Source organism: Bacillus sp. FJAT-22090 (assembly GCF_001278755.1).
Taxonomy (GTDB): Bacteria; Bacillota; Bacilli; order Bacillales_A; family Planococcaceae; genus Psychrobacillus.
Genome location: NZ_CP012601.1, coordinates 909,421 through 930,190 on the forward strand (window position 1 = coordinate 909,421; position 20,770 = coordinate 930,190).

A 20,770-nucleotide genomic window follows, 5' to 3' on the forward strand; every position below is an offset into this window, starting at 1 on the left:
ATGGAAGGAAGTGAATGTTGTAATTCGCTTTGCAGAATTAGGAATTTTCATTAATCCAATTCTTGCGATAATAATATGCGTAAATTTAGTTACTATTATGGATAAAGTAAAAAACAATGAAGATACATCTACTAATACTATAATTGTTAGTTTATCTTTAGCCTATATTGTTTTAACTATTACAATACTTGCTAGCTCTTAATCAGGTCTTGTTGAACTAACGAAGCAGGTTAGTACAACAAGGGGACGAGCTGTTATCATTATATTAAGAAGGTAAAGTATGAAGGTGAACTAATGGAGAGCAACGATAATTATTATATAACCTTTGGAGATTCTTGTTGCTTTAAAATAAAGTTTGTTCAAAAACACCTCATAAATCAGAATTTTACGATAAATAAAAGAATCCATTTTGAAAAAAGATAACAAAATGGATTCTTCTCTAACAAATTTATGTTTAGTCTTCAAAAAAAACTTTGATCATTTTAGCTACGTTCTTCAACTAAAGCACCATAGAGTTTAATGACCTGATTTACTGATTATAACTTCAATTTTTCATATTTAACTACATATATATAATTTTTGTTGCAACTGTTTGTTGAAATGCCTGATCATGCTCAACAATAACCATTGTGGGATTAAAACTTTGAATAAGCTCTTCAATCTGCATGCGCGAATAAATATCAATAAAATTTAACGGTTCATCCCAAATATATAAATGAGCTTTTTCACATAAACTTTTGGCTATAAGCAGCTTTTTCTTTTGTCCACCAGAATAATGAGATATATCTTTCTCAAATTGAATTCGGTCAAAATCCATCTTACGTAGGATGGATTTAAATAACGTTTCATCAATCTCATGCTCTTCAATAAAGTCCGATAACAGCCCCTTCAAATGAGAAGTATCTTGTTGTACATAGGAAATAATGAGGCCTGAACCTAAATTCATTGAGCCTGTATGCTGTATCGGAGTTCCTAGAATTAGTTTTAGGATACTACTTTTTCCACTTCCATTCTTTCCATCAAGTACAATTCGGTCACCTTGTTCAACTTTAAAGCTAATTGGCTTATTCACTATTTGGTCATCGTATTTAACAGACACATCAGCCAAAACAATCAAATCATTTGACTGAAAATCCAATGGTTCTAATTTTAATGACTCAGTTTTTTCCACATTTTTTAGCAATTTTGACTTTTCTTCAATAGTTTTTTGTTGCCTTGATTCAAGATTCTTTGCTCTCTTCATCATCTTTGCCGCTTTATGTCCTACAAAACCCTTGTCCAACTTAGAACCCGAATTCGTTGTCCCATTTTTGGAAGCTTCCACTTGATTAGACCAGCCTGTTGAACGCTTTGAAGACTGTTTTAATCTCTCTATGTCTTTTTGTAGATGCTGATTTGTTGCCTCTTCGTGTTCCTGCTGTCTATCAAAATTTAACTTCCAAGAAGAATAGTTACCACTTTGAACTTCAATATTTGCCCTATTTATAGATAAGATATGGTCAACGCATCCATCTAAAAAGATTCTGTCATGTGAAATTAAAATAAACCCTTTTTTCTTCCTTAGATAATCAGAGACAACCTTTCGTGCATCAGTGTCTAGATGATTGGTTGGCTCATCAATTAATAGAAATTGACCCTCAGTCAAAAAAAGTGCAGCAAGCAACACCTTTGTTTGTTCTCCATTTGATAATGTTTTAAATGGTCGGTACATGACCTCGGCATCAACATTTAGATAGGATATTTCACGAAGAAATTCCCAATCTTCTGCTTGGGGGCAAATTTCTTCAAAGATTTCATGAGTATACTTGTTTTTATCCGAAACTGGATAAGGGAAGTAATTAAATTCAACCAAAGACATGATTTTCCCACTATACTCATAATTCCCTAATAATAAATTAAAGAATGTTGTTTTACCTCGTCCATTTCTACCGATAAATCCAAGTTTCCAATCCGTATCTATTTGAAAATTTACACCTTCAAAAATATTGTCAAAGCTACCTGGATAAGAAAAAGTTAAGTCTTGAACTTTTATCATTGACATGATAATTCCTCCTTTGTATATCAACACTTTTTACTTTTTATACAAAGTCGGCACATCCATCTATTCTAATTTTCTCCTTATAAGTTTGATGGATATTAACGACTTATACGGAGTATTACATGCGTAACAATAGTGTCTGAATTGCTCATTTCTCTCTCTCCTTTATTTATTAGATTAAAGTTACAGATAAAAAAATATCAATCTTAACTATGAGAGAATAAAAAATCCTCCCAATTTGTAGTTGGAAGGATTAGTCTTTCACTTATATTAAATAAGTTCTTTTTTGCCATTGGAATCATGACAAATAAAGTTTAAACTGATTTATAAAAATGGACAGACTAACCCTATATTTTGTAGTTTGAAGTTATTTATTTCAAATAAAAATATAGATTAGTTAATCATTGTCCATCCATCAGTCCTCTCATAATTGTATTTTTATATTAACAAATTTTTTTATGGAATACAATTCGGCATCATCTTCACCTCAAATTACTGCTTGTTACTCTTTTGATAATTTCCATACAATTGACCACAAGCAGCATCTATATCAATTCCAAATTGACTTCTAATGGTCACATTAATACCTGATGATTTTAATTTTTTGTAAAAATTAACAACATGACCTTCATCAACTTCACCGAACCTTAAAGGAGAACTGAAGGTTGGGTTATATCTAATTAAATTTACATGATATAAACGTCCTTCTTTATATCGACCTTTTAATAGACTTACTACTTCTTTAGCATGGTCAATAGAATCATTCACTCCAGGTAACATAATATAAGCAATGTATACCTTTCTTGATGTTACTCGTATATGCTCATCTAATGTGTCCATTACATCTAATAATGGATACCTATCATTAATCGGCATCAATTTACTTCGTTGTTCATTAAAAGGAGAATGTAAAGAAAATGTCAAATTGACTTGCGGATAATTCAGAGTCATTTTTTTTATACTTGGTATAATACCAATAGTTGAAATAGATAACCTACGAGGGCTTAAAGCAAACAACGTAGGATCAGTAAGTACATCTAAGGCATCAAAAACTTGTACATTGGCTAACGCTTCTCCCATCCCCATAAAAGAAATACTATCAATTGAGTGACCTTGTAAGTAAAAATGGAGGATTTGATCAGTTATTTCATCTGAAGTCAAATTTCTTTTTAATCCAATGTCACCTGTTGCACAAAATTTACACCCAAAATTACATCCGCACTGAGAAGATATACAAAATGATTCCCACCCAGCTTTATATTTCATATTTACCGTTTCTATTTTTTCATTTCCTGAAATTTCAAATAAGACTTTAGTGACTTGCTCAGAATGTTGTTCCTTTAAGAGAACAACATCTAAAATAGACTCTCCAAATTCCTTAACTAAAATTTCTCTTAACGATTTTGGAAGTACAATAATTTCGTTGAATTTATTTATTCTATCTTTAAAAATGGCATTTAATATTTGTTTCATTCTAAAATTAGGGTAATTATGTTCCCATAAGAATTCTTTTATTCTTCTATACTTATTGCTTAGTTTTATTTGCATCTTTCTCATCCTTCCATAAGACTCTCTAGTTTTATATGAGTAAATAGAAAGGAGTTGTCTATCCCTTTAGTTAAAAATAAACGCAAAAAAAGCACCAATAGAATTATCGATGCTAACTTTTAAAAAAAATATGTACAAATAAATAAACAAGGACACTATGTCATTGCTTTGTAATTTATTTGCCATAGAGGCAAAGCTCCGATAACTGTTTTTGTATGGTTAGATAGAATAAAAAAGGACAGACTACTCCCTTTGCCCGCGAAATCATTTCCAATTTTTACATTTTTACCAAACAGAATTCTAAAAATAGTTAACATTGCTTGCACCTCCCTTTGTCAAATTTATTATTTAGTAATCTAACATAAAAGTGAGTATATGTAAAGTGTAAATTGAGAATAACTAACCTGCCTATATAGTTAAAGAAAAAAATTCTGCAAAAAAGAATTTTTAGTCAAAATTTTATAATAAATTATCAATCTTTATTTTAAATAATCGAACTTTGTTTTAAATGATCAATCTTTTTTATAAAACTACAATTCTCCGTGTAGATGGTGACTTGGCTTATTGGGAAATTGAAGGTTGTGCGAAATTACGACTTAGCAAAAAGTATCGATATATTACAATTGATGTTGGTATGCCACGCTCAAGGAGGGAAGGAATTAATGCAAAAGATATTAGAAATTATCTTATTGATAACCTAAAAAAGCGCTAGAGTTAATGGTTAAAAGATTAAAAAAGAAAAATACAAGATAAATGAAAATAGATTATGGAATGATTTTGCAAAAGTAGAAAACTAATTTTTATTAAACTAACGAATGCTTTAGTTAAACAAGTGGCTACCTGTAAGGGTAACTTTTCTTATTGAACTAACGAAGCAGTTTAGTTGAACAAGCAGGTATTATTAAAGGGAGGTCGAATAAGTTAATTTAATGAGTTATTCAAGTAAATGCTAAGTGTTCAAAAGAGAAAGGGGTATTGAACGTGAAAAAAGCAAAAGAAAAAAATGAATTATTGGAATCGGCAAAAGCAATAGGAATTGCTATTTTATTTGCATGTGGTATTCGATTTTTCCTATTTACACCTATTGTGGTTGACGGTGCTTCTATGATGCCCACATTTGAAAATGGTGACAGAGTAGTAGTGAATAAAATCGGAGTACAATTGATGGAGTATGAAAGATTTGATGTGATTGTATTTGAAGCAAAAGAAGATACTAATTATATCAAACGTATTATTGGTATTCCTGGTGACCGAATCGCTTATGAAAATGATGAACTTTTTATTAATGGTGAGAGGTACGAAGAACCCTACTTAGAGGAATATAAAAAAGCTTTGATAGACAATGGTACTCTTACTGGAGACTTTACATTAGAGGAAAATTTAGGTGAATTAACCGTGCCAGATGGACACTTTTTTGTACTAGGAGATAATCGTCGTAACAGCACAGATAGCAGGGACCCTCGTGTTGGATTTGTTTCGGAGGATACAATATTGGGTGCCGCAAAAATAGTATTTTTACCTCTAGATAATTTAAAGATATTAAAATGAAAAATCGAATTTAGTAACGTAGATAGCTTTGTTCGAATTGAGCAGATTAGAGCGATTATGCATTAAGAATTGACGCTTTTTCATTAGAGGGTTAGTGGAATAAGCAATATGGAAGACTTTATTACATATAAGGGGGATGGTAAAGATGGATAATATAATTTTGGCTTTTATTTTACTTATGCCATTATACGTTAATTTGGAGTTATTTCTACCAAAAAGAAAGTATATTATGGGGGAAAAAATGGTTGTACAAAGAAAAGGTTGAAATACCGTATAGTACAATTCGTTACATGAAAGTTACATCTTTAATAAGTGTTATTGTTTTCACTTTATTTATTGGGAACGGTGAAAATTTAGTTCCAACCGATGACTGGATAAGTGGAAAGATAGAAGTGATTGAAAAAGTTAAGAATGATTTTTTTAACTAACGGGTGCTTTAGTGAAACAAGACCATCATTTTCGATGGTCTATTTTTACGTCCAAAATATCAAGAAGATTTCGGTGTTCCATTGTGAAATGTTACACTTAAACTAACGGGGCAGGATAGTTAAAGAACATTTAGGGTACGTTACTTTTAAAAAGGAGTAACCTAAATGAAAAATCCATTCTTAATTAGTTTGTATATGTTTATATTTTCGTGTAGTCTTTCCATGTTATTAGGAAATCCTGTCTATTCACAAACTACACCTTCAGATAAAATTGAATATTTATATCCTGCAAATAAGGAAAAAATTTTTGATGAAACTGTAGATGAATTTTACCAGGCATTAAGAGACATAAAATATCCTGTTCATCAGGAACTTTATCAAAGATATATGCTGAAGCCAAGGCAACAGCAAAGACATTTGGATACTGTTCTTTTTAAAGAAATGCCTAATGCATCTGTAAATATTAGGGGAAAGTTATTATTTAATAAGGTAGAAGGATTAAACTATATAACTTCTGATGGAAATATTCTTCGTCCTTACCCTGATATAGATATTAACTACCATCAGCTGTTAGCCCTGATAGGCAAGTTTATTTCTTTTATTCCTTTAAAGACACAGAAAAAGAATTTAGAGGTAGATATGCAATTTATGATGTTGAAACAAAAGAAATGTTAGCAGGTGGAGGTACTTATATGCCAAAGTCTTCAACAAAATAGCAAAAAGGTTGTGTTCGTCTTGTTCAACTAACGGGTGCTTTACTTCAAGAAGGAGTACAGCCTTTTTATTATTGAACTAACGCAGCAGGTTAGTGGAACAAGAATAATGTTGTATAATACGTTAAAGCTATTGATTTAATAAAAGGAGAAAGTAATGATAAGTGCAAACAATTTTAAAACAGGTGGCATACTAGATGATTACTCTGACTTTAGGTTTGTAGAGTGTGATTTCTGTAAATGCCAATATATTCACGACTTTGAACATTGTACTTTGTTCTATGACCCCAATGATTTGGAACGAAGTTTTTCAACAATATTTGAATGTGATGAAGATAAAAATTATCCATTTCCTTGTCGTAAGTGTATACGGAAGGAATGGGATTTCACAGATATTGATAATGATGAAAGAGAAAATGTCTTAAAAGGTGAATGGGGTTGGGCAATTTAACGACTTTCTTATTCAACTAACGGGTGCTTTAGTAAAAACAAGACCATCATTTCGATGGTCTATTTATTTATCCAAAACAACAAGTAGATCTCAGAAATCCATTGTGAAATGTTACACTTAAACTAACGGGGCAGTTTAGTTTAAGAGTGTTGTTTAACTTGTGTTGAATAATAGGACCAAATAATTTATTAGTCGTATAAGAATAAAGATAAGCTGAATGATTGAGAAAGGGATTGTAACTTCCGTTAAGTAATTATTGTCTTATAGGAAAGGAGCTGATGTTATGACAAGGTTTATTATGTTTTTTATCGCAATTGGACTTTTATTAGTTGGGTGTAGTCCAGATAAAACAAATGGTAATAACGAAAAAAATACTCCTGTAGTCTCGGAAGATAGCAACGTTGCTATAAACACAGAAATTACGCCCAGCACGGAACAGAATGTATTAAAAGATTCCCCCGAATATGTAGCTAAGAATGAGGGGGAACTATCAGTTCAGGATTCTGATATGGCTTATGAAATGTGTGTGAGAGCGATGACTGACTATTATAAAGCGGTCTGGAATGGCTCGGATATTGAATTGGATACATTTATCGATAACAAAAACCTTAAACAGTATACGCAAAAGAAAATTCAATACCAGCATGATTTGTATTCAGCATTTACTGATTCTAATGATGAGGTGCAAAATATTGAGGTAGGCGATTGGGAAGTGGAGTATACGGATAATGTGGATGGAGATTTTCTCTATTTAAAATTACCTGTGGAAATTAATAAGACTGTTGGTAGTCGTGATGAAGTTACTGAATTTCTTGTACGTAATGTAAACGGTAAGTTAGTCATTGTTGACTGGTATAGTGGTGGAAAGGATAGTTATGATTTCTTGGTGCGTGGAGAAAATCTAACGATTGACAACCCAAATATTTGGAATGATAGTGAATGGGTAAAAAAATTAGATAGGAAGCAGATTGAATTTTCAGGCTCAATTCGATAGTTAGTTATTTACAGTTGGGCTTTCATTAACGTTAGACTTGCTAGCAAAACTAATTTCTCTTATTCAACTAACGGGTGCTTTAGTTAAAGACCAAGGGTTGTTTAGGCAGCCTCTTTTTTTTTCAACTAACGGGGCAGTTTAGTTTAAGAAGGACAAGTAAAAAATTGTACACTCAAACGGAGGAAAATATATTGAAATCAATCTTTTTGTTTCTTTTAGGTTTGATAGTTTCTTGGGGGATATTGGGGTTATTACAGGAGACTATGGAATAAAAAATATACTAATTTTAATAGTTGCTTATTTAGGTGTCAAATTAGCTATCCTTTTGAGGAAGAAATAAAATGACTAATCCTCAACTAACGCATCAGTTTAGTTGAACAAGGAATAGTGATAACTATCGAAGTAGGAGAGATGGAAGTGAAGTTTAAATATTATTTTAGTGGAATAGGATGGGCTACTTATATTGTTGAAGTTAATGGACAGAAATTAGAATTTACAGCTAGTTATATAACAGATTGTTTATCTGATTTTCTAAGGTCACTAATGCATTTAAATTCTTTTTGTGTACCGAAAGATGAGATAAAAAAAGAAACTGAGTGTGAATGGGAGGGTGAACCAGAGGGTATTATTTGGTCTTTCGAATTAAAAGAAAAAAATATACTGAACATAAAAGCCGTGTATTATGAAGATGAATTTAGTAAAGACAAAACTAAAACACTAATAAAAACGGAATACCCTTATGATGATTTTATTATGATTGTGTTAAAAGAAATAGATGCACTAATAAAGAGACACGGAATAATTGGTTACAGAGAAGAGTGGTATGATTTTGATTTTCCTTTAACCACTTTTTTAAAACTAAAACATTATATAATCCATAAACAAAAATACCCTATACAAGAAGTAAAAGGAGAATTTGATATAGAGACAAGAAGTAACTTGAAATTTGATTTAGAATTATTATTGCAAGAAATCAATAATCCTTCTTAAGCTAACGGGTGCTTTAGTTAAACAAGACCATCATTCGATGGTCTATTTTTTTATCCAAAACATCAAGTAGATCTCAGAAATTCATTTGTGAAATGTTACACTTAAACTAACGAAGCAGGTTAGTTGAAGATGAGAATGGGAGTTTTTATGTCGAATTTGACACAAAATGTGTAATAAGTAGAATAATTAAAAACCGCTCTATTCATAGCAATGAATGAGCGGGATGCTTAAAGATATACTATTTTTTTACAGCGTGGATATGATGAATCGTTTCAAATGCGGTCAAATAATCGGTTCGATTACTAAAGAAAAGGTCATTTATATTATCCGGAGATAAGTGATCATAAATGAGTAATCCTAGATCATCTAATAAGCTCTCGATCTCATAATAGGTGAAGCACGATTTCATCGGTTCTCCACTGATAGATGCCAATTTCAACATGTTTTCCACCCTGTTGGATAAACCTTTTTCGTGAAATAACTTTTCGTCTGCGTAATCAAACACGATGGAACTACCTGATGGGACATTAGTAAAAAAATTCTTAATTAAATTTATGATCTCATCTTTAGATAAATAATATGAAACTCCTAAAAGGCTAAAAAAAGTTTTTTGGTTTTTAAATCCATTTTTAAACAATATCTCTTCAGAAAATTGTTTGGTGAAATCCATGGGGACAAAGTGAAGATTATTTGGAATTTCGAGTTGAGCATTTGCTAGCCGTTCTTTTTTAAACTCCTGCGTGGATGGATAGTCAATTTCAAATATTTCTAGGCTTTTATTAAATTGATCATGACGAAAACAAAATGTATCCATTCCAGCACCAAGAATAACTTACTGCTTTAACCCTAATTCAATTTCGTTTATTAATACTTTTTCGCAATATGCTGTACGTGCCAAGGTAATTGGAGAAAGCTGCACTTGAGTAATCCATTTTAAAATTTCATCTGGATCATCTTTAAACATTTGTGCAATATCTTTATTGAAAAACTGTATTCCTTGAATCATATTCTTACTGATGTCCGAAAACTCTTTTTGAGAAATTAGATCTTTTGCAATAAAATCATCGAAAATTTTAGGGTTATCAAATTTACTGTGATATGCTCGACCGAAAGCTGATATCAAAGAAGTGAGACTGGATTCATTCTGTTTCATTATTTTACCTCCCGTATATAGAAAAATAAGATTCCCCCTGGCCAGGAGAATCTTATTATAAAACAGAATTTATTTAATTGTAAATTATAGCATAAATGAAAAAATTGTCAAGTAAAAATAACTTTTATTATGCTGGTTATATCGCACTAGTTGCGCATTTCGACCATAATTTGTAAATTCAACTAACGGGGCAGTTTAGTTGAAGAAGGAATAATTAAATCTTTATTGAATATGAATAGGAGGGTTCAATAGTGATAATTGAATGTTTGATGGAAAAAAGGGAGAGTTCAATTTTAGGGAGAGTCATAGCGGTTAGTTTATGATGATTAAATATAAGGGGAGGCCATAGGAAGAATATCAAAAAGCTAGTTACAAATATCAAGAAGAATCGAGGAGATTAAATAAATGAGTAAACCTGTAATTCGAACTTATAAAGATTCAAGTGATTTAAAACGAATGCAGAAACTTACACAAGCTATATGGTCACTGGAACCTAATTACCATATAGGCGATCTAGCTTGGCAACGCCACCGACACGCTGGACGCGAGGATGATTGGGATACTGCAATTTGGGAAATGGATGGGAAGCCCGTTGCTTGGGGATGGATTCAAAAACCTGGTGAGTTAATATGTCAAGTTGATCCTGATTTTCCTGAGGTGGCCAAGGATGTCATTGACTGGTTTGATAAAATAACTAAAACCAATGAGCAAAAAGTGATTGTCCTAGAAACGGAGTCGCATCTTATTTCAGCCTTAGAAGATTCTTTATTCAACCCATTAGCAGAAAATCCAGAAGTCCTCACAAAAATATCATTGGATAGTTGTTCATTCCCTGTTCAATTGCCAGATAAGTTTAAAGGTCGCCATATCAAGGGTTCTGAGGATTTAACAAATCGTGTGGCAGTACATAAGGCTGCATTTCATGGATCCAGAGTCACAGAAGAAAGTTACTTGAACGTTATGAATACCTATCCTTATGATTCTTCTCTTGATTGGGTAATAGAATCCCCAAATGGTGAGTTCGTAGCATCTTGTTTAATTTGGTTTGATGAAGATAACAAGGTGGGGTTACTGGAACCTGTTGGAACGGATCCGAGATTTAGGAGAATGGGGTTAGCCAGTTCAGTCTGTAAGCTTGCTCTCAATGCGTTGCGTGATAAGGGGGCAAAAACGGCAGTTGTTGTTTGTACTTCCCCTAAAACACATGAATTTTACAAGTCTATTGGATTTGAAACATTTGCTCAAACAAAATCATTTCATCGTCTTAAAAATACTTTATAAACTTCGCTTTTCTTCTTCAACTAACGGGTGCTTTAGTAAGACAAGACCATCATTTCGATGGTCAATTTTTTATCCAAAACATCAAGTAGATCTCAGAAATCCATTGTGAAATGTTACACTTAAACTACCGTGGCAGTAATCTTAAATAGGAAATTTAAAAGGAGGTTCTTAAATGGAAAAATACAAATTAGTATTACTAACAATTATTACACTTGTGCTATTGTACATAGCATTTATAATTTCAGACCCAGGTTTTGGAGTAGGATATTAAGCTAACGGCTGCGTCTATCCAGGTAGGGTTAACCGCCTTATTTGCGGAAATTTTTATTAAGCTAACGCAGCAGGTTAGTTTAATAAGGAATAGTGGTAAAATAAATGTAAAAACGGATTGCTCGGAGGAGAATAAATGTCGATAAATAAAGCTCTAGAAATTATAGAAGCGAACCAAGAAGAAGCTGATTTTATTGGTGAAATTGATGAACAAACAATTATTGATGCAGAAAATAAATTAAGGGTGAAATTTCCTAAAAGTTATAGAGAGTTTCTAAAGAAATATGGTTTGGGAGATATTTTTGGACAAGAAATTTATGGTCTAGGAACAGATGAAACGGGAATCCCGAATATGATTTGGATTACCAAAGAATTAAGGGAAAAAGAAAATTTGCCTAATAATCTAATTTGCTTTTATTTCGCTGATGATGGCGAATATTTCTGTCTAGATTGCTCCAAAGTACGAAGTAATAATGATGACGATGGACCTGTTGTTTCGTATATCAGTGGACTTCCGATAAAGGAACAACCATTTGAAATGATTGCAGAGAACTTTGGAGATTTTTATCAGAGCTATTAATCAATTCTCTAGAGGATTAATTGCTTTATAAGAGGGACTACATATATTTATTCACGAGTGCTTTGCTTCAACAAAGGAGTAAGGCATTTTTCTCATTCAACTAACGGGTGCTTTACTTCAAAAAGGAGTAAAGCCTTTTTTCTTGTTAAACTAAAGGTGCAGATTAGTTCAATAAGCAGAGAATTTTTGAAAAGAAGTAGAAGTATTTGTTATATGGGAAAATTATTCAAGTATTGGACAGGTAAAGAATCGAGGTGGAAATAAAAAATGGTTGAAAAAACTCAAACAAACAACAGTAAATCGGTAATTTCTTTAACACTTGGTATTCTTTCAATCCTAATACCATACATCGGATTGATACTTGGTGTTATAGGAGTTGTAGTTTCAAGAAGAGCGACAAAAGAAATTGTAAAAACAGATGAAGGTGGCAGTGGATTAGCTACCTCTGGTTTAATTTGTAGCGTTGTCGGGTTTATCATTCAACTCTTTCTAGTAGTGAGTATTATTGCTTTCTATTCTCTAACTAATGTAAGTTAGTATTTCAAGTTCTTCTTCAACTAACGGGTGCTTTACTTCAAGAAGGAGTAAAGCCTTTTTTCTTTTTGAACTAACTAAAGCGGCAGTTTAGTTGAAGAAGGGTAGGTTGTAATTTTTCCTATTCATTAACGTCTAATCAATAAATAGAGGGGGGAAACACAATGAGAAAATCATGTAATATACTTTTATTTGCTAGCTTCTTTATATCAATAATGATAATAAGCATTACAGTTTCAGCTACAAGTTGGGTTGAATTAAAACCACAAGAGGTTGTTGATAGAGCTGAAGTTATTATTACTGGTAAATATGATTTTACAAGTAAGCCAAAGCCCAGTGGATTTGTTTTTCAAGGTTTAGAATTCAATGTTAAAAATGTTTATAAAGGAGCTATTTCTGAACAAATTATTACAGCAGGGATTGACTATAATGATGTAGGATGGGCTGAGGAATTTCAAAATGAAGAGGGAGAATTCCTCTTATTTTTAGAAAAAAGTAAGGATGCTGATTTCCTAATACCAGTTGGAGGTCCAAACGGTATGATTCAAGTTCACAACGGAAAAGTTGAAGGTACAAATGATGAAAGAAGGACTTTTTTCGAAGATTTTCTAAAATTACAACCAGAAAAAACAGTTGAAACAAAATTTGATACCGATAACAATATTCAGAATAATAAGTCATATCTTTTCTTATATGTTAGTGCAAGTGTTTTAGTTGGTATGGCAGTAATATTCCTACTTTATCGCTATAATAGAAAGAAATAATTTTTTACTAACGGGTGCTTTAGCAGAGCAAGAGGCTGCCTTGAGAGGTAGCTTTTTCTTATTGAACTAACGCAGCAGTTTAGTTCAAGAAGCGTATGTTAAAATACAGAAAAATACTAGGGAATGATTTGAGTGGCACGTTTAAAAATTGGTGATGTTTTTGAGATAGTTACAACAAATGGAATAGGATTATTTCAATATGTTCATAAAGACGAAACCATTGGAGAGTTAATCCGTATATTACCCTGCTTATTTGAGGAGGGTTTTGTTATAGAAGATGAATTAGTGAAAAAGAAGGAATTATATCTTATTCATTTCCCTTTAGGAACAGCACTAAATCAAAAGTTAGTAACTAACAAGGGTAGTTATCCAATCCCACAAGATTTTATTTTACCTAAAAAATACAGAAGTGAACATATGGTAGATGGTGAATTGATTTGTTGGCATATCATTGATTATGACACTTGGAAAAGAGAAAAAGCCGAAAGATTGACTGAGGAACAAAAGCAACTGTCACCTTGGGGAACTTGGAATGACACCTTACTTAAACAAAGATTAGCTGAGGGATGGACATTAGATAGATGGATTTAGCTTATTAAACTAACGGGTGCTTTAGTTAAACAAGATCTTCATTTTGATGATCTATTTTTTTATCCAAAACATCAAGCAGATCTCGGAAATCCATTGTGAAATGTTACACTTCAACTAACGCAGCAGGTTAGTTGAACAAGAGAAGCAGAGACAAAATAGTTGAACCAATTGATGATGACGCTAACGGATTGTTAAATGAAGAAATTAAATTAATACCTGAAAACTATGCGGTTGCTATTTATAGCGAATTTTAATTATTTGCTTTAAAAGCATTACGTCCTTATAGGTTACTTGTCTTTAAAGATTTTTAGTTTCCTTCTCGTCTGTTAAAAGAGCCAGTGCTTCACGAAGGAGATTTATATCTTGAAGAATTTGTTTTTTTATTGATTCATTAGGACACTTCTCATAGTCAAATACCAATCGATTGAGTTCCTTTGTTAAGAGTTCCATAGGCTTATTCTCCTTCTAACTAGGTCTTAGTTAGTAGTATGAACTATTTTCCATAAAAGAAAAAGTTAAATGTATTTTAGATTCTATTGTGAAATATTGCACTTAAACTAACGCGGCAGGTTAGTTGAAGAGTGTTGTTAACTTGTGTTCAACAATTGGGCCATTTAATTGAATAAAAAGTAGAAGAATATCTTAATAAGAAAATAACAGAAATAAGTGTATAAATAATTGTAATGGTTGCTTTGAATGGAGAGAGAATAATTGAGACCTGAAATAACAAGAGATTTGAATGTAAACGATTTTCGCAATTTTTATTGGTTAAAAGAGGAATTGCAAACTTTTTGTAGGGAAAATGAGATAAGTGCTTCTGGTTCCAAAATAGAAATTACGGATAGGATAGCAATATTTCTTGAAACAGGAAAAATACAGAAGCCAATGAGGAAAAAAAGTCCTTCCTCGAAAGAAATAGAATTGGAAGAGTTAAATTTAGATACGGTTATTACTGAAAATCATCGTTGTAGTCAGGTAGTTAGGGCTTTCTTTGCATTGGTAATTCCGAAATTTCATTTCTCCACTTATATTCAAAATTATTTTAAAGAAAACGTTGGAAAAACATATAGGGACGTTGTTGATGCATGGTATGAGGAAGAGGAAAGAAAAAAAGATCCATCGTATAAAAAACAAATAGGTTCACAATTCGAATACAATCAATTTACCAGAGATTATTTTGCAGATCCTAAAAACAATGGTAAAAAAAGAGAAGATGCAATTAAAGCTTGGAATGCAATTAAAGTTCTACCGGGTAGCAATAAATATAAAGGGTTTGCTTAGGCGACTCTTTCTTTCTTGTTGAACATAAAGCACCAGGTTAGTTCAAGAACCGACTCATGATTTTTAAAACCGTAGCTGGGATTTAACTTAGAAAGGAATTTTAAATGGAAAGTATTTTATTATTAATTTTTGGTGTAGGATTTATTGCTTTTGGGATTAGACACAATAAAAATATTCACAATGAAGAAGGTTCTGGTCCAAGTGGTTCTGTCACTTTTGAATTTATAACGAGTTGGACAGATAAATTACCATATTGGTTTACAAAAACAATTTATTTTTTGATTGGGCTTGGGTGTCTGATTGGGAGTTACCTTACATATTTTTAAAGGAGATTGTGAAGAAATCTACTTAAACTAACGGGTGCTTTACTTCAAGAAGGAGTAAAGCCTTTTTCTTGTTGAACTAAAGGTGCAGGTTAGTACAATAAGGTGATGGTTTATAAATAATTAATGAGATAGAATCTTATTTGAAATTGGAGGGTGGATTATTTGTTAATGACTCTGAGGGTTATCTTTGCAGCGATTGCTATTTGTTTTGCAATGTACGCATTGATAACTAATAAATACCAGGTAATGCCGTATATGTTGTTTTTCTTAGGTTTAATGGGGGTAGTTATTGGGGTTTCTGAATTAAAGGTAGATCGAAGAACAAGTGCAATAATATCTTTTCTTGCATCTGCGTTTGCTCTTTTTGTTAGCTTCTATACATTTAATACTTTTAACTAACGGGTGCTTTAGTAAATTGCTTGTTCAACTAAAGTCGCAGTTTAGTTTAGGAAAGCATTTCTAGGAAAGAGTGAAAAGTGGTAAAATACCAATTAAATAATTATTGAGGGGTAGAAAAGAATGGATATATCTATTCGAAACGCCGAGCAAAACGATTATGAGTCATTGTTGCCTTTGTTTAGGCAGGTTCATGAATTCCATGTTTTTGCAAGACCAGATTTGTACAAAGAGAATTCAATTCCAGTCGAGCAAGAGTTCTTTGAAAGCCAGTTGATTGATAGCAAACAGCATATTTTTGTGGCTACCATAGGCAACGATATAGTCGGAGTTATAGTGACGAAGGAAGAAGAAACAACTGAAAATTCTTTTATTAAAGCGAGGAAAGTATTATTTATAAACAGTTTATGCGTTGCCGAAACGCATAGAAAGAAGGGTATCGGAAAAAAACTAACTACATACGTTTTTAATTTTGGGAGGAACCTCAGAGTTGATAGTATTGAATTGGGAGTATCCGAGAAAAATACATCTACCATTAAATTTTATAGGTCAATAGGGATGACTACAAAGAGTAGAAGAATGGAGAATAAATTCAACTAAAGGGTGCTTTACTTCAAGAAGGAGTAAAGCATTTTTCTTATAGAACTAAAGGGGTAGTTTAGTACAATTAGAAGGTATTATTAGAAGAATGACGAATTTGTATATATGTGTATTTTTGAGGATTTTCTTTTACAAATAAGGGGTGACAACATGGAATTTTTACTTGAAGCAGCACTCTTTTCCAATTTTAGCAATAGTATTTTGCTTAAATTTAGTAACACTAATCAAAAATGTTAGTAGAGATAGTAATATTAGTACAACCAAAAATACATTTTTGATGACCATTTCAGCTACCTTTATCATATTTAGTATAACTTGGATGTTTGTATTGTAATTACATTTACAACTCAATCTTTCAATCTTTCTTATTAAACTAACGGGTGCTCTACTTCAAGAAGGAGTAAAGCTTGTAAATCAAATTTGTGAAATTACAAATGTGTCTAGGGCCTCATTATATAGAAAGCTATCGGTAAGGAACAGTTGATGAGTTATACCAAAAATCGTAAATATATAATAGAAAATAAATTTCATATAGAGGTGGAATTATATGCCTAAAATTGACAATATGTTAGCAATTCTATGGATGCTTCGTTCAGGTGAAAAAATTACTGCAAAACAAATTTCAGAAAAGTTAGAGATGAATATAAGGACTGTGTATCGTTATATTGATACACTTTCAACAAGTGGCGTACCTATAATTTCAGAACCAGGACATAACGGTGGATACACTTTATTGAACAATTTTATTGAGGCTCCTCTATTTTTTGATTTTGAAGAGCAAACCTCACTTTATCATGCTGCTGTTTTTGCAGAAGAAGCCGGATATTATGGTGGTGAAGCACTAAATAGGGCTATTTCAAAGCTAACCAAGTATTCAAATCAAGGGCAGGAAACAAAGATAAAACAACATTTAACCAGTCTTGAAGTAATAAGTCGATTAAGTTCACTCTCTATAGAACCTTTTTTGAAGGAGTTGGAGCAGGCCGTAGCTGACGGGTACTCAGTAAAAATTCTTTACCATAAAAGTGGCGAAAAGCAATTAAATTATAGATTGGTCGATCCGTACAGAATTATCTTTTGGAATAATAAGTGGTATGTGATTGGATTTTGTCATCTTAGGAATGATATCCGTAGTTTTAGAGTAGATCGAATTGAAAGTCTAATGCTAACCGAAAATAAGTTTAACCGGCCAGAAAATTTTTCAGCACGTGACTTTTTTATAAAAAATCTTCTTCCAACTATAGAAGATAAGGAAGGGATTATTTCTTTGGTTATTAATGGGGATAAAAGTGTATTGGCTGATATTTGCCAACATTGGTTTTTAGGACATTATTTACAAGAACGGACTTCAAATCAAGCAGTTTTTCTTCTTGAAAAAGATATGATTCATACATATGTACCTTATTTACTTTTACCGTACAATAAATCTATTAAAGTTATTGAGCCAATAAGTCTTAAGAAAAGACTTATTGAAGTTCTGTCGGAATTAATAAAATTTCATCAAGTATGATAACTTCCCTGACGTTAACTGTCAGGGAAGTTATATTATAATAGCTATATCAATTGTGATTGGAGTGTTATTGGATGCAAACAAAAAAAGTTTTTCTATATGTATTTAATACAATGTCGGACTGGGAATATGGATATTTAATTGCTGAACTAAACTCAGGAAGATATTTCAAAAAAGATTTAGCACCTTTAAAAGTAATTACAGTAGGAGCTAATAAAGAAATGATTACTACTATGGGAGGACTGAGCATAAAACCAGATATTTCCCTTGATGAATGTACTCTTGAGAGTAAAGATCTTTTAATTTTACCAGGAGGGACTACTTGGAGTGAAGAAATTCATCAACCTATCTTGGAAAGAATTGGCCAAGCTTTAAAGCTTGGCACTATTGTTGCTGCAATTTGTGGTGCAACTGATGGCCTCGCGAATATGGGATACTTAGATACTAGAAAGCATACAAGTAATAACTTAGAATATACTAAAATGGTATGTCCTAACTATAAAGGAGAAAAGTTCTATGAGTTGGGATCTGCGGTATCTGATGCGAATTTAGTTACTGCATCAGGAATAGCTCCTCTGGAATTTGCAATGGAGGTACTGAAAAAAATAGATGTATTTACACCAGATGCATTACATTCATGGTATAACCTAAATAAGACTCATAAACCCGAATATTATTTCCAGTTAATGGACTCAATAAGTAGATGAGCAAAAAAATCAACTTAGCAGTTTAATATTAGTTTAAATAATTACCATGCTTTAGACGATGTCTAAAGCATGGTTTTTGTATATAACTTAAAATAAAGACCCTAAAAAGCTGTATAAATGCAACTTGATCTTTCGTTCTTTTTACCTGTTTTTCATAAAATAAGTAATTTAATTATGCCGACTTTGAAGACACGTAGTCAAAGCAAAGAGGTTGCTGTCATAATGTTTTTTTCACTTTACTCTTGATATAACCCTAGTTTTGTTGAAGAAGATATATACTGAAAAAAAGTCCCTTCAGATAGTTTGAGGGGACTTTCCTATGTAATTAGTGTGTAAATCTAAATCCAAAATGATTATTTGTATTTTTTGGCTAGAGATTCGCTGCCAATCGCTCCAATGATAGACATAAAAAATGGTCCAATTTGAAATAACAGAGAATCCTGTAAGAACACAATATTTAAATCAAATAACTTATTACCTATTACAATGGATATCTTAGCTAGTATGATAAAAAATCCAATTATTAGAAGAATATCAAAAAACAATTTCCATCTTGGAAAGGCTAATTTTTGGCTATCTTTTATGATTTTCTCTTTCAATGAATTATCGTCCTTTACTAATTCGTCAAGAGAAATATCAAATATGTCACTTATCTTAATTAGCAATTCAATACTAGGGTAACTTTCTCCACGTTCCCATTTGGAAATAGATTGTCTACTAATATTAAGTTTTTCTCCAAGCTGTTGTTGTGACATATTATGCTTTTGACGTTCTTCTTTTATTTTTGAAGGAAAATACATATGATCAACTCCTATCCTCAGTATATATATTTGCACTAAAAAACTAAAGAACCGCATAGTTGCAAGGTGTAAACTGTTAGTTTCCCCTTAAAAACGATTGATTAAATGATAAAGTAAATGAAAAAAGTATTAAAAAACCAATAGCTATAAAAAAAGCTCTTATCAGTGTCTTTTATGGGGTTTTCTTAATTATAAGAGTCCTTTTTGTTATTTCGCTAAGAGCAGCATTCCTGTAAGAACTGAAAGGAAATCTAGAGTTTGTGAAATAATGTACTTAAGCTAACGGCTGCTTTACTTTAGTAGAAGTAGAGACTTTTTCTTATATAAATATATTTATTTGGGAGGGTATTTTAGTTATGGAAGGGTATATAAGTATTGTGTTTATGATTATTGGATTGCTTGTATTATATTATGTAATTCAGGCAGCAGTTACTAAAGGAATTAACAATTCAATAGTTGGGAAATTACTTGAAGGAAAAGATGAAGGTTTAAGTGTTAATGAAATTCTTAATAAATATGGAAAAATAGAAGACAACAAAAAGAGTTAACACTAAAATTAGATTTATATATATCCTGAAGGCGTCAACCAACTTTACTTGATTCATATAGTTTGTGAAGTGGTGTACTTAAACTAACGGGTGCTTTAGTTAATTAAGACCATCCTTTCGATGGTCTATTTTTACGTCCAAAATATCAAGTAATTCTCAGAAGTCCATTGTGAAATGTTGCACTTAAACTAACGCGGCAGTTTAGTTGAACAAGTAATGTTGTTTTATAATTATACGTAAAAGTAGGTGTATACAAATGGAATCGCAATATATTACCTTTGGTGGTCAAATGGGAGACCCTAAGTCTGATAAAGCAGTCGGGTTACAACTTCCTGAAATAAGTAAGTTACTTCAAAAGTATTGTAATAAGGTTTATTGCAATGAAATAGATGAGATGGCGCCAGCTATTTTTGTAGACGGAGACTTATGGCATTGGGATTTTGAGGGGTTTCAAAGGTTACTTCTAAGTAAGAAACATCGTTATATCGAAATTCATATTGGTATGCCACGTGCAAGATGGGAATTTGTCAGCCAGATTGAAATTAAATCATATCTCATAAATCATTTAGAAGAAGCATTGCGACTTATGGTTACAAGATTAAAAAAAGAAAAATATGATGTAAATGAAACTGAATTATGGACTGACTTTGCAAAAGTAAAAAATGATTTCTTATTCAACTAACGGGTGCTTTAGTTGAAGAAGGAAATTTTTTAAAAGA

At 31.9% G+C, this 20,770-nt stretch carries 25 protein-coding genes and 2 pseudogenes; 21 read left to right on the plus strand and 6 right to left on the minus strand.

Annotated features, from left to right (window positions below):
* Window positions 1–562: 562 nt before the first annotated feature.
* From AM499_RS04785 to AM499_RS21800, 3 genes are all read right to left on the minus strand, one after another.
* Window positions 563–2,041 (minus strand): Lsa family ABC-F type ribosomal protection protein, encoded by a 1,479-nt coding sequence (locus AM499_RS04785; protein ID WP_053589133.1) that lies wholly within the window; start codon window positions 2,039–2,041, stop codon window positions 563–565.
* A 489-nt stretch (window positions 2,042–2,530) separates the two neighbouring features.
* Entirely contained in the window at window positions 2,531–3,580 is a 1,050-nt protein-coding gene (locus AM499_RS04790; protein ID WP_053592093.1) for a Cfr family 23S rRNA (adenine(2503)-C(8))-methyltransferase, read from the minus strand.
* 161 nt (window positions 3,581–3,741) lie between these two features.
* Window positions 3,742–3,903 (minus strand): hypothetical protein, encoded by a 162-nt coding sequence (locus AM499_RS21800; protein WP_197275591.1) that lies wholly within the window; start codon window positions 3,901–3,903, stop codon window positions 3,742–3,744.
* A gap of 664 nt (window positions 3,904–4,567) precedes the next feature.
* Here AM499_RS21800 and lepB point away from each other — a divergent pair.
* From lepB to AM499_RS04820, 6 genes are all read left to right on the plus strand, one after another.
* Window positions 4,568–5,134 (plus strand): signal peptidase I, encoded by a 567-nt coding sequence (gene lepB / locus AM499_RS04795; RefSeq protein ID WP_053589134.1) that lies wholly within the window; start codon window positions 4,568–4,570, stop codon window positions 5,132–5,134.
* 245 nt (window positions 5,135–5,379) lie between these two features.
* Entirely contained in the window at window positions 5,380–5,562 is a 183-nt protein-coding gene (locus AM499_RS04800; protein WP_053589135.1) for a hypothetical protein, read from the plus strand.
* A 165-nt stretch (window positions 5,563–5,727) separates the two neighbouring features.
* The gene (locus AM499_RS04805; RefSeq protein WP_053589136.1) at window positions 5,728–6,237 is read left to right on the plus strand and encodes a hypothetical protein; all 510 of its coding nucleotides are present in this window, start codon (window positions 5,728–5,730) and stop codon (window positions 6,235–6,237) included.
* Window positions 6,238–6,432: 195 nt separating this feature from the next.
* The gene (locus tag AM499_RS04810) at window positions 6,433–6,726 is read left to right on the plus strand and encodes a hypothetical protein (protein ID WP_053589137.1); all 294 of its coding nucleotides are present in this window, start codon (window positions 6,433–6,435) and stop codon (window positions 6,724–6,726) included.
* A 283-nt stretch (window positions 6,727–7,009) separates the two neighbouring features.
* Window positions 7,010–7,720: a putative periplasmic lipoprotein gene (locus tag AM499_RS04815; RefSeq protein WP_053589138.1), complete on the plus strand. Its 711-nt coding sequence runs from the start codon at window positions 7,010–7,012 to the stop codon at window positions 7,718–7,720.
* Between the two features lie 417 nt (window positions 7,721–8,137).
* Window positions 8,138–8,710, plus strand: a complete 573-nt coding sequence (locus AM499_RS04820; protein WP_053589139.1) for a hypothetical protein — start codon at window positions 8,138–8,140, stop codon at window positions 8,708–8,710.
* A 238-nt stretch (window positions 8,711–8,948) separates the two neighbouring features.
* On the opposite strand, the pseudogene AM499_RS04825 reads toward AM499_RS04820, so the two are convergent.
* Window positions 8,949–9,863 (minus strand): annotated as a pseudogene (locus AM499_RS04825) (class I SAM-dependent methyltransferase).
* Between the two features lie 405 nt (window positions 9,864–10,268).
* Between AM499_RS04825 and AM499_RS04830 the strand changes: the two are divergent.
* The 6 genes from AM499_RS04830 to AM499_RS22205 all read left to right on the plus strand — a co-directional run bounded on the left by AM499_RS04830 (window position 10,269) and on the right by AM499_RS22205 (window position 14,137).
* Window positions 10,269–11,144, plus strand: a complete 876-nt coding sequence (locus tag AM499_RS04830; RefSeq protein ID WP_053589140.1) for a GNAT family N-acetyltransferase — start codon at window positions 10,269–10,271, stop codon at window positions 11,142–11,144.
* Between the two features lie 406 nt (window positions 11,145–11,550).
* The gene (locus AM499_RS04835; protein WP_053589141.1) at window positions 11,551–11,994 is read left to right on the plus strand and encodes an SMI1/KNR4 family protein; all 444 of its coding nucleotides are present in this window, start codon (window positions 11,551–11,553) and stop codon (window positions 11,992–11,994) included.
* 267 nt (window positions 11,995–12,261) lie between these two features.
* Window positions 12,262–12,531, plus strand: a complete 270-nt coding sequence (locus AM499_RS04840) for a DUF4190 domain-containing protein (RefSeq protein WP_053589142.1) — start codon at window positions 12,262–12,264, stop codon at window positions 12,529–12,531.
* A 161-nt stretch (window positions 12,532–12,692) separates the two neighbouring features.
* A complete protein-coding gene (locus AM499_RS04845) occupies window positions 12,693–13,292 on the plus strand; it encodes a hypothetical protein (protein ID WP_053589143.1) in 600 nt (199 codons plus the stop codon).
* A 132-nt stretch (window positions 13,293–13,424) separates the two neighbouring features.
* On the plus strand, window positions 13,425–13,883 hold the full coding sequence (locus tag AM499_RS04850; RefSeq protein WP_053589144.1) for a hypothetical protein: 459 nt from the start codon (window positions 13,425–13,427) through the stop codon (window positions 13,881–13,883).
* Window positions 13,884–14,014: 131 nt separating this feature from the next.
* A complete protein-coding gene (locus tag AM499_RS22205) occupies window positions 14,015–14,137 on the plus strand; it encodes a hypothetical protein (RefSeq protein ID WP_269432399.1) in 123 nt (40 codons plus the stop codon).
* A gap of 43 nt (window positions 14,138–14,180) precedes the next feature.
* On the opposite strand, the gene AM499_RS21805 is transcribed toward AM499_RS22205, so the two are convergent.
* Window positions 14,181–14,333, minus strand: a complete 153-nt coding sequence (locus AM499_RS21805; RefSeq protein WP_197275592.1) for a hypothetical protein — start codon at window positions 14,331–14,333, stop codon at window positions 14,181–14,183.
* A 261-nt stretch (window positions 14,334–14,594) separates the two neighbouring features.
* Between AM499_RS21805 and AM499_RS04855 the strand changes: the two genes are divergently transcribed.
* From AM499_RS04855 to AM499_RS04880, 7 genes and pseudogenes are all read left to right on the plus strand, one after another.
* Window positions 14,595–15,164 carry a DUF6434 domain-containing protein gene (locus tag AM499_RS04855; protein ID WP_053589145.1) on the plus strand — a complete coding sequence of 190 codons (570 nt, stop codon included), beginning with the start codon at window positions 14,595–14,597 and terminating at the stop codon, window positions 15,162–15,164.
* A 104-nt stretch (window positions 15,165–15,268) separates the two neighbouring features.
* Complete coding sequence (locus AM499_RS04860; RefSeq protein WP_053589146.1) at window positions 15,269–15,490, plus strand: hypothetical protein; 222 nt, start codon at window positions 15,269–15,271, stop codon at window positions 15,488–15,490.
* Between the two features lie 168 nt (window positions 15,491–15,658).
* Window positions 15,659–15,889: a YczI family protein gene (locus tag AM499_RS04865; RefSeq protein ID WP_231687560.1), complete on the plus strand. Its 231-nt coding sequence runs from the start codon at window positions 15,659–15,661 to the stop codon at window positions 15,887–15,889.
* A gap of 120 nt (window positions 15,890–16,009) precedes the next feature.
* Entirely contained in the window at window positions 16,010–16,486 is a 477-nt protein-coding gene (locus tag AM499_RS04870; protein WP_053589148.1) for a GNAT family N-acetyltransferase, read from the plus strand.
* A 385-nt stretch (window positions 16,487–16,871) separates the two neighbouring features.
* Window positions 16,872–16,970, plus strand: a pseudogene (locus AM499_RS22210) (helix-turn-helix domain-containing protein); the annotation flags it as partial.
* A 63-nt stretch (window positions 16,971–17,033) separates the two neighbouring features.
* Entirely contained in the window at window positions 17,034–17,996 is a 963-nt protein-coding gene (locus AM499_RS04875) for a helix-turn-helix transcriptional regulator (RefSeq protein WP_053589149.1), read from the plus strand.
* Window positions 17,997–18,070: 74 nt separating this feature from the next.
* On the plus strand, window positions 18,071–18,703 hold the full coding sequence (locus AM499_RS04880; RefSeq protein WP_053589150.1) for a type 1 glutamine amidotransferase family protein: 633 nt from the start codon (window positions 18,071–18,073) through the stop codon (window positions 18,701–18,703).
* Window positions 18,704–19,056: 353 nt separating this feature from the next.
* Here the strand turns inward: AM499_RS04880 and AM499_RS04885 are convergent, their stop codons facing one another.
* Window positions 19,057–19,503, minus strand: coding sequence for a helix-turn-helix domain-containing protein (locus AM499_RS04885; protein ID WP_053589151.1), 447 nt, complete (start codon window positions 19,501–19,503; stop codon window positions 19,057–19,059).
* 356 nt (window positions 19,504–19,859) lie between these two features.
* On the opposite strand from AM499_RS04885, the gene AM499_RS04890 reads away from it, so the two are divergent.
* Window positions 19,860–20,051: a hypothetical protein gene (locus AM499_RS04890; RefSeq protein ID WP_053589152.1), complete on the plus strand. Its 192-nt coding sequence runs from the start codon at window positions 19,860–19,862 to the stop codon at window positions 20,049–20,051.
* 256 nt (window positions 20,052–20,307) lie between these two features.
* Entirely contained in the window at window positions 20,308–20,733 is a 426-nt protein-coding gene (locus AM499_RS04895) for an Imm44 family immunity protein (RefSeq protein ID WP_053589153.1), read from the plus strand.
* The last annotated feature ends 37 nt before the right edge of the window (window positions 20,734–20,770 follow it).

Excerpts from the sequence above, each read along its gene's own strand:
- AM499_RS04840 (WP_053589142.1), top strand. The coding sequence starts at position 12,262 with ATGGTTGAAAAAACTCAAACAAACAACAGTAAATCGGTAATTTCTTTA.
- AM499_RS21805 (WP_197275592.1), bottom strand. The coding sequence starts at position 14,333 with ATGGAACTCTTAACAAAGGAACTCAATCGATTGGTATTTGACTATGAG.
- AM499_RS04885 (WP_053589151.1), bottom strand. The coding sequence starts at position 19,503 with ATGTATTTTCCTTCAAAAATAAAAGAAGAACGTCAAAAGCATAATATG.
- AM499_RS04810 (WP_053589137.1), top strand. The coding sequence starts at position 6,433 with ATGATAAGTGCAAACAATTTTAAAACAGGTGGCATACTAGATGATTAC.
- AM499_RS04835 (WP_053589141.1), top strand. The coding sequence starts at position 11,551 with ATGTCGATAAATAAAGCTCTAGAAATTATAGAAGCGAACCAAGAAGAA.
- AM499_RS04880 (WP_053589150.1), top strand. The coding sequence starts at position 18,071 with ATGCAAACAAAAAAAGTTTTTCTATATGTATTTAATACAATGTCGGAC.
- AM499_RS04830 (WP_053589140.1), top strand. The coding sequence starts at position 10,269 with ATGAGTAAACCTGTAATTCGAACTTATAAAGATTCAAGTGATTTAAAA.
- AM499_RS04865 (WP_231687560.1), top strand. The coding sequence starts at position 15,659 with ATGACTCTGAGGGTTATCTTTGCAGCGATTGCTATTTGTTTTGCAATG.
- AM499_RS04845 (WP_053589143.1), top strand. The coding sequence starts at position 12,693 with ATGAGAAAATCATGTAATATACTTTTATTTGCTAGCTTCTTTATATCA.
- AM499_RS04870 (WP_053589148.1), top strand. The coding sequence starts at position 16,010 with ATGGATATATCTATTCGAAACGCCGAGCAAAACGATTATGAGTCATTG.
- AM499_RS04895 (WP_053589153.1), top strand. The coding sequence starts at position 20,308 with ATGGAATCGCAATATATTACCTTTGGTGGTCAAATGGGAGACCCTAAG.
- AM499_RS04875 (WP_053589149.1), top strand. The coding sequence starts at position 17,034 with ATGCCTAAAATTGACAATATGTTAGCAATTCTATGGATGCTTCGTTCA.
- AM499_RS04805 (WP_053589136.1), top strand. The coding sequence starts at position 5,728 with ATGAAAAATCCATTCTTAATTAGTTTGTATATGTTTATATTTTCGTGT.
- AM499_RS21800 (WP_197275591.1), bottom strand. The coding sequence starts at position 3,903 with ATGTTAACTATTTTTAGAATTCTGTTTGGTAAAAATGTAAAAATTGGA.
- AM499_RS04860 (WP_053589146.1), top strand. The coding sequence starts at position 15,269 with ATGGAAAGTATTTTATTATTAATTTTTGGTGTAGGATTTATTGCTTTT.
- AM499_RS04785 (WP_053589133.1), bottom strand. The coding sequence starts at position 2,041 with ATGTCAATGATAAAAGTTCAAGACTTAACTTTTTCTTATCCAGGTAGC.
- AM499_RS04815 (WP_053589138.1), top strand. The coding sequence starts at position 7,010 with ATGACAAGGTTTATTATGTTTTTTATCGCAATTGGACTTTTATTAGTT.
- AM499_RS04890 (WP_053589152.1), top strand. The coding sequence starts at position 19,860 with ATGGAAGGGTATATAAGTATTGTGTTTATGATTATTGGATTGCTTGTA.